The sequence below is a fragment of the Lentisalinibacter sediminis genome (genome assembly GCF_040706615.1).
GTDB lineage: Bacteria > Pseudomonadota > Gammaproteobacteria > Steroidobacterales > Woeseiaceae > Lentisalinibacter > Lentisalinibacter sediminis.
This window is the reverse complement of sequence record NZ_JAPDRF010000007.1, coordinates 93,063-107,508: the sequence shown is the minus strand read 5'-3', so window position 1 is coordinate 107,508 and position 14,446 is coordinate 93,063. Positions and strand designations below refer to the sequence as shown.

Sequence of the window (14,446 nt, the reverse complement as noted above, 5' to 3'; positions counted from 1 at the left end):
CTTGCCGATCCCCTACATCGCCGCGGCGCGTGGCCGCGCCGTGGCCTGGTCCGTGGATTCGTTCGCGGCGTCGGCGTCTCCCATCGCCTCCACCGGCAGCTTCACCGTGAACACGGAGCCCTGCCCGGGCTCCGACTCGATCACCAGTTCTCCCATGTGGGCCGTGATGATCTTGTCGACGATGGACAGGCCGAGGCCGGTGCCCTGACCCACTTCCTTGGTGGTGAAGAACGGGTCGCGGATCTTCGTCATGACGTCCTCCGGTATGCCGCTGCCCGTATCCGCGATGCTGACCAGTACGTGTCCGTCCTCGTGGCGGGTGGAGAGCGTGATCTTCCCCTCGCCCTCGATGGCGTCGGCCGCGTTCTTGATCAGGTTCAGAAACACCTGGTTGATCTGGGACGGAGCGCAACGCACCGTAGGTACGTCACCGTAGTCCTTCTCCACGTTGACCTTGTGCTTGAGCACGTTCTTTGCGATCAGCAGCGACTTGTCGAGACCCTCGTTGACGTTGAACTCGCCGACCGTGGCACGGTCCAGCCGGCTGAAGTCCTTCAGGCTCTGGGCCATCTCGGCGAGCTGCTCCAGGCCCTCGATGCTGTCGCCGACGAGGTCGACGGACTCTTCCAGGTCGTCCCGGAGGCCGTCCTGGTTGAGCTGGCGATCCATGGCGCGCAGGCTGGCGACGAAGGCCTCCCGGTCCTGGCGGCCGTTGCGCAGCTGCTCCAGCAGCCGGCCCGCCTCCGCCGCGAACTGATCGAAGTGCTCCAGCCGTTCCTTCAGCAGGGTCGCGTTGCTCAGCAGGTACCACAGCGGCGTGTTGATCTCGTGGCTGATGCCCGCCACCAGCTCGCCCAGCGAGGACATCTTCTCCGCGTGCACCAGCTGGGACTGGGATTCCTTCAGCTCCTCATAGGCCTTCGTCAGCTGCTCGGTCCGGGCCTCCACTCGCTCCTCGAGCGAGGCGTTCAGCACCTCCAGCTCCGCGTTGGCGCTGTTCAGCACGCGATAGCTCTGATGTAGACGCCAGCCGACGAATGCGATGCTGGCCAGCAGCAGCAGGCTCAGCACGGCCAGCATCAGCCGGGCCCGGTCCGCACTGCCGACCACGGCACGATTGTGGGCGCGCAACGCGGCGAACAAGGCCTGGGCACGGTCGCTCGCCTGCGTATCGGCGAGCGCGGCGAGTGCGGCACCCGTCGGGTCACGCACGGCCGTGAGCGTGCGCGCCGCCTCGGCGAGGCGGTCGAGCTTGCCGGGCACCCGATCCATGGCCGCCGGGTCCGATTCCAGTTCGGCAATACGGCTCCGGATCGTCTCGGCGGTCGTCTCGCCGCCGCCACCGGCGAAGTCCAGCGCGCCGACCGCCAGTGCGAATACGTCCTGGGACAGCTCCTCCAGCCCGAAACTGCGCAGATCGCGCACCAGCAGCGGGGATTCGCTGCGGATGACCGATGCCGACTCTGCCAGTTGCGCGTGGCTGTCGAGGAAGCGTCGAGCTGCCGCCAGCGACTCATCGAGCGCCGACGTGTAGCCAGACAATGTCGATGCGATCGCCGCATCATCCGCCGCCGGCACCGTGGCCGAAAGCTCGTCGCGTCTGGAGGCCAGACGCTCCACCAGGCCGGCCGTGGCCGCCGGCACGGGGCGCCCCTCGCGGAAGGCCGTCTGCAGCCCTTCCTCGAGGGTCGCGAGTTCGTTCTGGCTCTGACGCAGCAGGTTTACGCTGTTGCCATAAGTCACATAGTATTCGGAGTCGACTGCGCGGGACTGGACGACCAGCATCGCGAGCACCCCCACCAGAGCGAGCGCGGCGACGGCGGCAAGAGCGTTTCTGAGCATCGCAGGGGCTCCCCTTACATAATGCGCGCAAGACTATCCCGGCAGCCGGACGTGCGCCGTGATGCCTATCACAGCGTGGCCATTGCGCCGACCGCGGTCCGCGCGACGGCCCAGCCGGGCCGGCAGCGCAACCGGCCGGTGACGGTCCATGGTAGGGAGCGCACGGAGACGCGAAAAACCGACAATGTCTCGTTTCAGACAAGAAATCCCGGAGACCGAATCGCCGGAAGGTGCCGGCACCGAGGCGCTGGCCCGTTTTCTGGGGCGCCATCCCCGGCTGTTCGTCCTGACCGGCGCCGGCTGCAGCACCGCTTCGGGCATCCCCGACTATCGCGACCCGGCCGGCGAATGGAAGCATGCCCGGCCGGTGCAGTACGCGGATTTCATGGCCCGGCATTCGGTCCGCCAGCGCTACTGGGCGCGCAGCATGGTGGGCTGGCCGCGCATGGCGGCGGCGCGGCCGAATGCCGCGCATCATGCCCTCAACGGACTGCAGGAACGGGGTCGACTCGAGCGCCTCGTCACCCAGAACGTGGACGGACTGCACCAGAAGGCGGGCACGGCGGACGTGATCGATCTGCACGGGCGTATCGACACGGTGGTCTGCATGCAATGCCGGACCGAGCTGTCCCGTGCCGACTGGCAAGCTGAAGTGGCGGCTCTGAACCCGGCCTGGGAACGGTACGTCGGCGCCGCCTCCGACCGCCCCGACGGTGACGTAGATCTCGCGGACGCCGACTACACCGGCTTCGTCGTGCCGCCCTGTCCCCGCTGCGGCGGGGTGGTCAAACCCCACGTCGTCTTCTTCGGCGAGGCCGTCCCGCCCGGCAGGGTCGCCGACGCCCGCGCCGCGCTCGGCCGCGCGGATGCGCTACTCGTCGTCGGCTCCTCGCTCATGGTCTTCTCGGGCTTCCGCTTCGCCCGCTACGCCGCGGAGGCCGGCAAGGCCGTGGCCATCGTCAACCGGGGGCGTACGCGGGCCGACGAGCTGGCGGCGCTGAAGGTGGACGGGGATTGCGGGGAGGTGCTGGGGGCCGTGTTGGAGGGGGATCGGGCCTGAAGGCCCTGCTACGGCGCGAAGAGGTCGGGCCTGAAGGCCCTCCTACCGTGGGAAGAGAAAGGCCGCCCCAACCCGCGGGGCGGCCTTGCGGTCGGGGACCTGTCAGAGGCGGTACTGGAAGCTGATCGCGAAGGTCGAGCCCGGGTCTTCCTCGAAGGTCACCACACCCTCGCGTTCGATCTCGATCTTCTCCTGCAGGAGGTTCTGCACCTTGGCCTTCACCGTGATGGTGTCGGTGGGATACCAGGAGTAGACGAAGTCCAGCGAGTGGAAGGGCTGCTCGTAGCCGTCCGGCGCGCCGTTGCGGCCGGCGACGTAGAGCCGCTCGCCGAAGACGTTGTAGCCGATCGACGCCGTGTGCTGACCGTTGGGCGAATCGTAGCCCAGCGACAGGTTCGCGACGTACTCGGAGGCGCCGGTCAGAGGCCGCACATCGTTGGTGGGCGCATCCGCCTCGGGCCCGGCCACCAGCTCGGAGTCCTGCAGCGTCACGTTGCCCTGGACGAAGAACGAGGACATGAAGTCGCCGAGGAAACCGAGCTCCTTCAGACCTTCGAATTCGATCCCGTAGACCTCCGCCGACTCCGCGTTGACGATCTCGCGGGCCGTCGTGGTGTCACTGGCCGCCGATTCGAAGAACTCGATGGGGTTATCGATGTCCTTGTAGAACAGCGTCACGGTCAGGTTGTCGCCGCCACCGAAGAACCACTCGCCGCGGACGTCGTAGTTGGTGACGTCAGCCGGGATCACACCGGGATTGCCGTCCACCAGGTCGCCGGTGCGCGGATCGATGTAGCTCGCATCCGTGATCTCGCGGAGATCCGGCCGCACGGAGGTCTCGCTGAAGCCGAAGCGGAGCTGGAAGGTGTCCGCCCACCAGGAGCCCATGTAGGTGACCGCCATGGAGGGGAATATCTCGTCCTTCTGGAAAGCCTGCTCAGCAAGCTGGTCGGGATCCGTCGTCACCTGCGGGTTCTGAATGGAATAGCTGAGGGGGTTCCAGTCCACGGCCACCTGCTTGTAGTCCTCCCAACGCAGACCGCCTGCGACGCGCCAGGTGTCGTTCCAGGTCCAGTCGAGCTTGCCGTAGAACGCGTCGGTCATGGTCGCGGCGAGGTAGCTCTGGTTGTTCGTACCCTGGATGGCGAAGATGAAGTCGTTCGCAGGATCCAGCAGATTCGAGGTGGAGAAGATGGAGCCCAGGTCGTCCGGACCGCCCTGCAGGATGTCGAAATCGCTGATACCGCTGCCGGGGCCGATGCTGAACTGGCGCTGGTCGTAGGTGCGCGCCTTCTGGTCGTGTTCGTAGCCGAAGCCGACGTCGACGAAGGAGTTGCCGAAGGCGAGCGGGTACGTGAGTCCCCAGCCATAGTTCTCCACCCTGTCGTCGAGGTCGGTGAAGCGATAATCGGCTGCCCGGTTGTTCAGGGCCACCGCCGAGGACAGCACATCGCCGGTCTCCGGGTCGGTGACCGTCTGCAGCTCGATGTCCACCTGGTTCGGGATATCGGTGCGCGCGCGGGAATCCGACCAGTGCCACTCTAACTCCGCGTCGGTGGGAAGCCAGCCCACCAGGCCCACCAGCCCTTCGGGCAGCACGTCGCGCGTGTCGTCGCCGATGCGGTGGGTGCCGCGGAGCTGGTTGACCACCATGTTGCGCTCCTCGAACTCGTAGCGCACGTTCTGGAATCCGAGTCCGTCGGACTTCTCCCGGTTCTCGTTGAAGAAGTTGCGGATGGCGGTCTCGTCGTCCGTGTTGCGCAGGAACAGGGTCGTGCCGGAGATCTCGTGATCGTCTGCGAACTGCAGACCGAGATTCAGGTTGCCGGTGATGCTGACATTGCGGGTGGTCTCGTTCTCGATATCGGTGCGTTCCTCGGGGAACTGGAAGTTGCGCGCTATCCTGCGGGTCTCGCGCCACTGCGTCTCGTAGCCGGCGCCGACGAGAAAACCGAGATTCCAGAGTTCGCCCAGAGCGTAGTTGCTGCCGATGCTGCCGCGCACGTCAATGTCCGGGTGCGGGTCCTTGCGCTCCAGTCCAACCCCCCGGTTCAGCAGGGTGGCGAGCTCCCGGTTGATCTGGTCGGCTTGCTGGAAGGCCTCGGCCGCGCTCAGGCCGGGATTCTCCGCACGCAGGGTGCTGGCGATGCCGTTCACGCTGACGTCGCCGTTGAAGCGCGCGATCTGCTGCGACAACTCGGCGGGCAGGCTGCGCGCCCCGCTGTCGGTGCCGAAGTCGTCATCGCTGGAGCCGGGGTAGGTCAGCACGTCGCCGCTGACCTCGGTGTTCGTGCCGGTACCGAACTCGAACTCGACGGTGAAGGCATCCGGGACGGTCTTCGTGCGGATGTCCACCGCGCCGCCGCCGAAGTCGGCCGGCAGCTCCGGTGACCAGGCCTTCTGCACGCGGATGGACTCCACGATGGACGTGGGGAAGATGTCCAGCGGGATGACGTTGCGGGTGAGATCGGGCGACGGAATCTGGCTGCCGTTCAGCGAGGTGGACGAGTAACGCTCGCCCAGCCCGCGCACGTAGATGAACTTGTCGTTCACCAGTGTGAGGCCGGGGACGCGGCGAAGTGCGGCTGCCACCGTGGAGTCGCCGAGGCGGCTCATGGCCTCGGCGCCGAGCAGGTCGACCACCACGGAGTCGTCCATGCGTTCGTTGATCAGATCCTCCGCCGCGCTCAACGAGCGGCCGACGGCGACGATCTCGTCGATTACTTCGTTGTCGGCGGGCGTCTCGATAGCGGGACGCTGGGGCGCTCCGTCTTCACCCACCTCCTGCGCGAGTGCGCTGCCCTGGTGACCCGCCAGTATCAGCGAGATGGCGAGCGCCAGCGGTGTCCTGGCGATTGCGGCTTTCTTCATGACTGTGCCTGTTGTCTGGTTTCCTGCAAATTGCTGCGTATAGGCAGCTGCGAGGCTGCCGGAACCCTGAAGGGGCGCCACCTCCATTCAGGAAGTGGCGCCCCGGGGTCCGACTCAAGCGGCGGAAGCGCCTGTCACTCGAACCACAGCGCCTGGGCGCGGTTGTCCGGATGGATGCCGTAGGTCCAGTTCTGGGTCCAGTCCGGGATACCCAGCGACACGGCGCCGATGAAATCGCCGCTCTGCGGGGCGCCGGCCGGCACCGCGCCGTCGACGGACATCGTGGCATAGGGGATCGAGAAGACTGGTATGCCGTCGGTGTCGCGCTCGAGGAGCTGCAGGTCGGGGTCGGCCGCCGCCGTGGCGTCCGTCGCGCCCGTGATCGTGGCGGAGACGCCGCCCTCGGCAGCGAAGAAGCTCTCCTCGGTGGTGGTGCCGTCCGGGAAGGTCTGGCCGCGGAAGGCCTCCTCGAAAGCCATGATCACCGAGTTGAACTCGAGGTCGCCGTCCAGGGCCGCCTGCTGGGTGCGGTTGTCGATGCGGATGCCGTAGTTATCGTTACCGCTGGTGGTGTCGGCGTCGGCGAAGGAGCCGATCAGCAGGGAATCGTTGATCCGGGCAAACAGGCCTTCGCGCAGACGCCAGCCTGCACCCGGGTCGTGGGTGGCCGTGCCCTGTCCGTTCGGCGACACGATGCAGGTGAGGTTAGAGATGGTGAAGTTGCTGTTCAGGCCCCGGGCGATGAAGTCCTCGACCACGGCCGAATCGAGGTCACTGAAGGAACCGATGCCGTCGGACTCGATGCAGTGGTTGCCGTCGGTCTCGGACTGGATGACCAGCGCGTTGGTGATGGAACCGTTCCAGCCCTCGTCGATGTCGATGGAGTCGTCGCGGACGTAGACGCCGACGAAGTTCTCGAAGCTGACCGAACCGCCGAACATCTCGATGCCGTCGTCGAACGTGGAGTAGACCTGCAGGTTGCGCACGACCGTGTTGCGGCCGACACCGCCGAAGGAGATGCCGTTCAGCTCGTCGCCGTTACCGACCGTGGCGCCGGTGTGCTTGACCACCACGTACTCGAGGCGGCCGGAGCTGTCGTCGTCGTTGTCGCCGCCGTACACGGACTCGTCGAGGCCCGCCGCGCCCTCGGCGTCGACATGGCACTCGCCGTCCAGCTGCAGGTCGACGTCGCGCGTGCCCGTGTAGGAGCACTTGTTGGTGACACCGAAGCCGTTGATGACCATGCCGCCCCACTGCTGCACTTCCTCGGGGCCGACCGTGCCGAGCACGTCAGACTCCGAGGTGAAAGTGATGGGCGCATCCTCGCGGCCGACCGCAAACAGCTGGGCACCGCGGTTGATGATTAGGAAGTTCGCGCTGGTGCGCCAGGCCAGCGTCGCGCCGGGCTCGACCCTGAGCACGGGGCCGTCACCGCCCTCGGCGATGCCGGCAGCGGCGAGTTCGGCATCGCTTTCCAGGCTCTCGCCCACGAACAGGCTGCCCTCGAAGATGTGGGCGCCATCGTTCGGGAGGTCGGGGACAATGAGGTCGACGGTGAGGTTGTTGCCCGCGTCGGCGAAGGCCGGCGAGTAGGTGCAGTTCGTGCCGTCGTAGCTGCCCTGGAGTGTCTGACCACCCGAGGTCACGTACGAGGCGCAGGGGTTGGTCGTGCCGCCGCCGGGATTCGACACGCTGTTGTCGACGCTGTTGTCGACGGTCTGCGGCGAGATGTTGATGTCTCCGCTGTCGCAGCCGGCAAGCGCGACGCCGGCGAGGACGGTGGCAAACAAGACTTTACGATTCATCAGTTTTCTCCAGGCGTAGGGTTCGTTCATGCGCTTCACTGCGCGTCGTGAATTTCCGATGTGAGTCCGGGCCGGGTACGGCGCCGCTCTTCCTCTGCGTTGTTGTTTTCATCGGCGAAGCAGCGGACCGGGCCGCCGAGGGCATGCAATCTACGCCCGGAATGCTCACGTTTTGTGACATCTCTGTTACAGATTGATGACGACTCCCGGAGGCTGATCGAGCACCCGCCCGTAATGTCTTGATCCGACAACACGAAGTCGTTCCCGCATCAGCTGTCGTGCAACGAGAACCGGTAACCGCTGCCGCGCACGGTCTGGATGTAGTGAGCAATACCGTAGGGTTCCAGGATCTTGCGCAGCCGCCGGATGTGGACGTCCACCGTGCGCGGGCCCACCTGGGTGTCCCGGTCCCAGACGTAGATCAGCAGCTGGCTGCGGCTGTACACCCGGTCCGGGTTGGAGACCAGGAAGCTCATCAGCCGGTACTCCCGCGGCGCGAGTGCGGCGGGCTTGCCCGCCACGGTAACCCGGTGGCTCGACTGGTCCACCAGGATCTCGCCGGCGCTGAGGACATTGCTCGCTCCCGAGCTTGCCGGTCTGCGCAGGCAGGCGCCGATACGCGCCATGATCTCCTCGATCACGTAGGGCTTGCCGACGAAATCGTCGGCGCCGGACTCGAAGGCGCGGACCACGTCCCGGGAGGCCGGCGCGCGGGAGGTCATGAGGACGCGAAGGGGCCGCAGCCGGTCGTTGCGGCGCACGTCCTGCAGCACCTCGACGCCGTGGATGTCCGGCAGCAGCGACTCGAGCACCATGAGGTCCGGCAGACGGTCCCGCACCTCGCGCACGGCCTGGCCGGCCGTGTCGGCCTCGCTGACCTTGTGTCCGAGTTCCCGCAGGTGCCGGGCGAGTTCAGCGCGGCATGCGACGTCGTTGTCGACCAGTAATATGGTGGCGGGGTCCATGGCAGCGCCGTCTTTGTTGCTTTTTTCCCGGCACCAAGGAGATCACCCCGTTTTTAAAGTGACGTTAAGGATTCATTGCCGTTTTGTTACGACGCGCCGTCCTGCCAACCGAACCCCGTGTCGACGCCGATGCCGACACCGAGGGCTTTGTAGACGCGCACCAGCGCGAGCAGCGTGCGGATCTCGGCGCGCACCCGCTCGTCGTCGGTCTCGGCGAGGCGGCGCTCGGCGTCGAGCACGGTCAGGAAATCGCCGAGCCCCTTCTCGTACAGCCGGGCCGCGATGTCCGCTGCCTGCGCGGCTGCCGCAGAGGCCTGCCTGAGTTCCGCGAGGGTGCCGCGCTCGCCGGCCCAGGCGGCCAGGGCCGACTCGGCATCGGCCAGCGCGCGCAGCACCGCGCCCTCGTAGCGCGCCAGCGCAGCGCTCTCCCGCGCCTCCGCCGCCCGCAGCTCGGCCCGCAGCCTGCCTCCCTGGAAGACCGGCCAGCGCAGGAAAGGCACGATGCCGACCGTACGGCTGTCACCGGTGGCGAAATTCGATACGTCGCCCGCCTCGAAACCGCCGCTGGCGCCGAGCGCCAGGCGGGGGAAGAACGCCGCGGTCGCGCCGCCCACCTGTGCCGTGGCGGCGGCGAGTTCGCGCTCCGCCACGATCACGTCCGGACGGCGACGCAGGATCTCGGCGCGCAGGCCGACCGGAAGGCTCGCCGGTGACTCGGGCAGCGCCAGTTCGCTTTCAAGGGCGGCCCGCACTTCGCCTGGCGTACGACCGGTGAGTACCGCGAGCCGGTCGGCGCTCGCGGCAGCTGCGGCCTGCAGCGCGGGCAACCGAGCCCGCGTCGCGCGCAGCTCGGCTTCGGCCCGCAGGGCGTCCAGCTCCCGGGCCAGCCCGATCTCGACTTTGGAGCGCGTGAGCGCGAGCGTCTCGGCCTGGGCGTCGACGCTACGGCGCGTGACCGCGAGGCGCTTGCGGGCGCCGCGGTATTCGATCCAGGCGCTGACGGTCTCCGCGACCACGGAGAGCGCGGTGCCGGCGGCGGCGGCGGCCGCCGCGGCGCTGCCGGCATCCGCCGCCTCCAGCCGCCGGCGGGAGGCGCCGAACAGGTCCAGCTCCCAGCTCGCGTCCAGACGGGCGTTGTAGAACTCGCCGTCCCTCGGGGCCAGCCCGGCGCTGATGATCTGGGAGGCGGCACCGGGCGAGTTCAGGCTCTGCTCATACCAGGTATAGCTGCCCTCGGCGTCCAGCCGGGGCCACAGCGCGGCCGCGGCCACACCGCGAAGCGCCCGTGCCTCCTGCACCCGGGCCACGGCCGCGCGCAGGTCCCGGTTTTGGGCCAGCGCCGCCTCGACGTAGCCGCTGACCTCGGGCTGCCGCAGGAGAGACCACCATTCCGCCGGCAGGCTCTCCGTCGTGACGCCGTCGGGCGTGGCCAGCCATTGCCCGCCGTCGCTCTCCGGCGGCTCGTAATCCGGTCCCACCGCGCAGCCGGCGAGGCCCAGTGCACCGGCCGTCATGAGCACGGCAAGCCCGGCGCGTTTCAGGAGGCGGTTGCTCATGCCGGCACGCTCCCGCCGGCCACCGCCGCGGCCTCGGCCCGACGCCACCGACGCCGGTGCAGCAGGCGATAGACGGCCGGCGTGAAACCGAGCGACAGCGTGATGGAGAAGAACACGCCGCCGGCGATGACGATGGCCAGCGGCGGCCAGAAATCCCCGCCGGTGAAGACGAGCAGCGGCACGAAACCGCCCACGGTCGTCAGCGTGGTGCTGGCAATGTGCCGGGTCGCACCCACTGTCTCCTCCACGATGGCATCCGCGGCGCCGGAGCGGGCGCGCGGATTGGCCCGGATGCCGGCCAGCACGACGATGGTGCCATTGATGGCCACGCCGATCAGGCCGGCGCTGCCGATGATGGCGTTGAAGCCGCGCGCATAGCCGCCGGCCCACAGCGAAAGCATGCCCAGACCGACCGAGAGTACCGCGACCACGCCAATGAGCGCGGCCAGCGTGACGCTGCGGAAGGACAGGATGATGGTCGCGGCCATCAGCAGCAGGAGTACGGGCATGTAGGCGAGCAGCTCGCCGAATGCCTCCGACTGTTCCTCGCTGTCGCCCGCCACGGTGAGCGCATAGCCGGAAGGCAGGGTGAAGCCGGCAGCGTCCATGCGCTCGCGCACGGCATTGGTGACGTCGATGGCCAGCGCGTCGCGACGGATGTAGCCGTATACGTTGTTCACCCGCTGGCCGTCGCGGCGGCTGATGCTGGCGGCCTCGGGTACCAGCGTGATCTCGCCGACGGCATCGGCGGGGATCCACTCGCCGTCGAGGGCGGGCGCCAGCAGCGAGAAGCCGGCGATCGCCGCCGTGGTCTCCTGGGCTTCCCGCGACAGCCGCACCCGCACGGGCAACTCCTCCAGATCCTCCAGCACGGTGCCGCCGGTCGCGCCTTCGAGGTTCGCCTGCATCTGCCCGGCCACGTCGCTGAGGCTGAGCCCGGCGAGCCGCACCGCGTACTCATCGGCGCGGAAGGCGAGTTTCGGCTCGCCCCCGGTCACGCTGGCGCGGGTCTGCAGTATCCCGGGCACGGTGTGCATGATGCGCCTCAGTTCGTCGCCGAGGCGCTTCAGCGCGGCGACGTCCGGACCCGTGATGCGGAAGCCCACCGGCGCGGCCACCGGCGGCCCCTGGGCGAACGGACTGACGATGATGGAGGCTTCCGGAAAGCGGTCGGAAAGCGCGCGCGGCAGTTCCCGGGTCAGGCGCTTGGCGCTCGCCAGCGTGTCCGTATAGACCATCGCATGGGCGTAGGCGGCGTTGCCGTCCTGGCGCATCACGCGGTTGTAATAGATGGTCGGATAACTGCCGCCCACGCGCCAGTCGACCCGCTCGACACCGGGTTCGCGCTGCACGGCTGCCTCGATACGAGCAGCCAGGTCGGCGGTGCGGGCTATCGCGGCATCCGGCGGCAGCCAGGCCTCGATCTCGAAGTGGTCCCGATCCGCCGGCGGGAAGAACTGCTGGCCGAGGGTGCCGGCCAGGACGAAGCCGGAGACCGGCAGCACGAGGCAGGCGCCGGCGGTGACCCAGGGACGGGCCACGGCGGCGGTGAGCAGGCGGCGGTAGCGCGCCGCCAGCGGTCGGGACCGGAAGCCGGCATCCCACCAGTGATAGGCCTGCTCCTGCCGGCGCCGCCGCAGATTGATGCCGGCGAGCACCGGAATGAAGGTGGTCGCGATCAGGAATGAGGCGGTGAGCGCCAGGACCACGGCGATCGCGATCGGCCCCACAAAGTCCCCCATGGGGCCCGGCAGCAGGAAGACCGGCATGAAACCCAGGATGGTCGTCAGCGTCGAGGCCAGCAGCGGCACGAACAGGTGAGAGAGTGCGTGGCGGACGGCCTCCGTGCGTTCCTCGTCGCGGTCGAGCTTCTTTTTCACCTCGTCGGTCATGACGATCGCGTTGTCGATGAGCAGGCCGATGGCGATGATCATGCCGAAGATCGTCATCTGATGGATCTGCTGGCCGAGCACATTCAGGCCGAACACCGTGAGCGCGGCGGACAGCGGCAGGGCCGCCCCCACGATCAGCGCGGCGCGCCAGCCCATGCCGACGAAGACCACCAGCATGACCAGCAGCGCGCCGGCGAACAGGTTGCCGCCAAGGGTGGACAGGCGCTCTTGCGTATAGCGGCTCTGGTCGAACGCCACCTCGACGCCGATGCCCTGCCCCACCGATTCACCGTAGTTCTCGACGGCGGCCCGTGCCCCCTCGGCCCAGCGGTCCACCCGGATCTCGGGTCCGGTGCGCGCGGCGACGAGGATGCTGCGAGCGCCCCCTGTCCGGGCGATCTCCGCCGGCGGCTCCTGCCAGCCCCGCGTTACCTCCGCAACATCTCCGACGGTCACCAGCGCCCCCGCGCGGTTGCCCTGCAGGGGGATCGAGCCCACGCGGGCGACGGAGTCGAGCTCGCCCGCCACCTCCACGAAGAGCTGGCGTTGGCCGCTGCGCAGCGCTCCTGCCGGCTGCTTGGGATCGGCCCCGGCCACCCGCGCAGCGGCCTCGGTGGCGGTCATGCCCAGCGCGGCCAGGCGGTCCCGGTCGAGGGTGACCGCAATCTCCTCGGCTGGCTGGCCGTAGAGCCTGACCAGCTCGGTCCCGGGCACGTTGCGCAGCCTGTCGGCCAGCTCCTCCGCCAGCCGGTTCATCAGGGTGAGCCGGGGCTCGCCACCCTGCTCCCAGTTGATCGAGGCCACCAGGCTGAAGGCGGTCGCGCTGAACTCGTCGTCGAAGTCCAGCCGGGCGCCGGGCGGCAGTTCGGCGGTCACGTCGTTCAGGCGGTCGCGTATGCGCGAGAAGATGCGCTCGTTCTCGCCGGGACCCACGCGATCCTGCAGCTGGATGTTGACCACGGAAACGCCGGCCCGCGAATTCGAGTCCAGCTCCGCGATCTCCGCGATCTCGCGCAACGCATCCTCGACGGGGTCGGTGACCAGCGCCTCCATCCTCGCCGCCGTGGCACCCGGCAACAGCGTGATCACCTTCGGATTGCGGTTCGTGATCCGGGGATCCTCGATGCGCGGCATGCTGCCGATGGCGGAGAGGCCAGCCAGCAGGATGACGATGACGCCCAGCACCAGAAGGTGGCGGTTGGCGAACAGCGCAAGCGCCGGCCGGGCGGCCGTCGGGACGTGGCGGCGCTCCATTACTCGACTTCCGTCCGGGGCTCACCCACGACGTCACCCATAACCTCGCCCATGGCCTGGCGGACGCCGACGCGTACCGTCTGGCCGGGCACGATGCGGTGCAGTCCCTCCACGACCACGCGCTCGCCGCCGTCGATGGCGCCGCGGACATAGACCCGGTCGGCCTGCTCGTGCAACACCTCGACCGGTCGCGCCTCGATGACATGGGTCGCCTCTCCGGCGGACTCGCCCGCAGGCAGCGGCACGGCCACGTAGTTCGTCCATACGCCACGGTCGCCTTCGGCCAGGGATCCCAGCGGCACCCAGAATCCCGGCGTCTCTAGGGGCAGCTCCAGCGCGAGCCGGGCCAGGTCGCCGGGCAGTACCCGGTGTCCGCCGTCGAGTTCGAAGATGGCGTCGACCGTCCGGGTAGCCGCATCTCTGAGCGGCAGCACGGCACGCAGGCGGGCGGTCATCTCCCGGCCGTCCACCTGCAGGACGTGCTCGTCCCGCGCCCGGATGGCGTCCAGCATGTCGCCGGCCACGCCGATACGGATCCGGGGTGCCGTGCGCTCCTGCAGCTCGAGCAGGACCTGGCCGGCGGCCAGCACCTCGCCCTCGTCGGCGGCGCGGCGGGTCACCGTCGCCTCGAACGGAGCCCGCAGCAGCGACTTGTCGAGGTCGACCCGCACGCTGGCCAGCCGTGCCCGGGCCGCCTGCCGGGCGGAGCGGGCCGCCCGCTCGGCACGCACGGCTTCGTCGTATTCCTGCCGCGAGACGCCGCGGAATTCGAGCGCCTCGCCGGTGCGCGCGAGGGTCGTCTCCGCCAGCGACAGCGTGGCCTCGGCCTGGCCCAGCGCGGCCTCCGCCTCCGCTTCACGGGCCTCGAGGCGCCCGGTATCCAGACGGGCAAGTGGCTCGCCCGCCGCCACGGTGTCGCCCTCGTCCACCAGCACCGCCGCCAGCATCCCGCCGATCTCGAAGCCCACGGCGCTGTCCCGCGCCGCCTCGACCCGTCCGGCAAACTCCCGGCGCACCACGTAGCCGTCGGCCGCCGCGACGCGTGCCACCGGCACCAGCAGCGCCGGGTCCCGCGTCCGGTCATCGCCGCCATCACCACCGCAGGCGACCAGTGCCAACAGCGCGGCGAAGACGACGCCGTACCGCGAAGGCCTCGTTCCCTGGCCTGTAATTTGTCTCATCGACCGGACTCCCCGAGGTG

The 14,446-nt window shown here is 68.7% G+C and carries 8 protein-coding genes; 1 reads left to right on the top strand and 7 read right to left on the bottom strand.

Annotated elements, in window-relative coordinates:
- Positions 1 to 12: 12 nt before the first annotated feature.
- Positions 13 to 1,842 carry an ATP-binding protein gene (locus ACJMKX_RS15520; RefSeq protein ID WP_405227482.1) on the bottom strand — a complete coding sequence of 610 codons (1,830 nt, stop codon included), beginning with the start codon at positions 1,840 to 1,842 and terminating at the stop codon, positions 13 to 15.
- Between the two features lie 184 nt (positions 1,843 to 2,026).
- Between ACJMKX_RS15520 and ACJMKX_RS15515 the strand changes: the two genes are divergently transcribed.
- Positions 2,027 to 2,902, top strand: coding sequence for an NAD-dependent protein deacetylase (locus ACJMKX_RS15515; RefSeq protein WP_405227479.1), 876 nt, complete (start codon positions 2,027 to 2,029; stop codon positions 2,900 to 2,902).
- Between the two features lie 102 nt (positions 2,903 to 3,004).
- Here the strand turns inward: ACJMKX_RS15515 and ACJMKX_RS15510 are convergent, their stop codons facing one another.
- The 6 genes from ACJMKX_RS15510 to ACJMKX_RS15485 all read right to left on the bottom strand — a co-directional run bounded on the left by ACJMKX_RS15510 (position 3,005) and on the right by ACJMKX_RS15485 (position 14,426).
- Positions 3,005 to 5,773, bottom strand: coding sequence for a TonB-dependent receptor domain-containing protein (locus tag ACJMKX_RS15510; RefSeq protein WP_405227477.1), 2,769 nt, complete (start codon positions 5,771 to 5,773; stop codon positions 3,005 to 3,007).
- Between the two features lie 134 nt (positions 5,774 to 5,907).
- Positions 5,908 to 7,578 (bottom strand): serine/threonine protein kinase, encoded by a 1,671-nt coding sequence (locus ACJMKX_RS15505; RefSeq protein WP_405227474.1) that lies wholly within the window; start codon positions 7,576 to 7,578, stop codon positions 5,908 to 5,910.
- 269 nt (positions 7,579 to 7,847) lie between these two features.
- Complete coding sequence (locus tag ACJMKX_RS15500) at positions 7,848 to 8,543, bottom strand: winged helix-turn-helix domain-containing protein (protein WP_405227473.1); 696 nt, start codon at positions 8,541 to 8,543, stop codon at positions 7,848 to 7,850.
- 86 nt (positions 8,544 to 8,629) lie between these two features.
- Complete coding sequence (locus ACJMKX_RS15495; protein ID WP_405227470.1) at positions 8,630 to 10,099, bottom strand: efflux transporter outer membrane subunit; 1,470 nt, start codon at positions 10,097 to 10,099, stop codon at positions 8,630 to 8,632.
- Complete coding sequence (locus tag ACJMKX_RS15490) at positions 10,096 to 13,245, bottom strand: efflux RND transporter permease subunit (RefSeq protein WP_405227467.1); 3,150 nt, start codon at positions 13,243 to 13,245, stop codon at positions 10,096 to 10,098. The genes ACJMKX_RS15495 and ACJMKX_RS15490 overlap by 4 nt, the downstream gene beginning before the upstream one ends.
- Entirely contained in the window at positions 13,245 to 14,426 is a 1,182-nt protein-coding gene (locus ACJMKX_RS15485) for an efflux RND transporter periplasmic adaptor subunit (protein ID WP_405227464.1), read from the bottom strand. Before ACJMKX_RS15485 ends, ACJMKX_RS15490 begins: the two co-directional genes overlap by 1 nt.
- Positions 14,427 to 14,446: the final 20 nt, after the last annotated feature.

What these genes read in the sequence shown, in the direction of transcription:
- ACJMKX_RS15520 (WP_405227482.1), bottom strand. Translation starts at nt 1,842, where the DNA reads ATGCTCAGAAACGCTCTTGCCGCCGTCGCCGCGCTCGCTCTGGTGGGG.
- ACJMKX_RS15515 (WP_405227479.1), top strand. Translation starts at nt 2,027, where the DNA reads ATGTCTCGTTTCAGACAAGAAATCCCGGAGACCGAATCGCCGGAAGGT.
- ACJMKX_RS15510 (WP_405227477.1), bottom strand. Translation starts at nt 5,773, where the DNA reads ATGAAGAAAGCCGCAATCGCCAGGACACCGCTGGCGCTCGCCATCTCG.
- ACJMKX_RS15505 (WP_405227474.1), bottom strand. Translation starts at nt 7,578, where the DNA reads ATGAATCGTAAAGTCTTGTTTGCCACCGTCCTCGCCGGCGTCGCGCTT.
- ACJMKX_RS15500 (WP_405227473.1), bottom strand. Translation starts at nt 8,543, where the DNA reads ATGGACCCCGCCACCATATTACTGGTCGACAACGACGTCGCATGCCGC.
- ACJMKX_RS15495 (WP_405227470.1), bottom strand. Translation starts at nt 10,099, where the DNA reads ATGAGCAACCGCCTCCTGAAACGCGCCGGGCTTGCCGTGCTCATGACG.
- ACJMKX_RS15490 (WP_405227467.1), bottom strand. Translation starts at nt 13,245, where the DNA reads ATGGAGCGCCGCCACGTCCCGACGGCCGCCCGGCCGGCGCTTGCGCTG.
- ACJMKX_RS15485 (WP_405227464.1), bottom strand. Translation starts at nt 14,426, where the DNA reads ATGAGACAAATTACAGGCCAGGGAACGAGGCCTTCGCGGTACGGCGTC.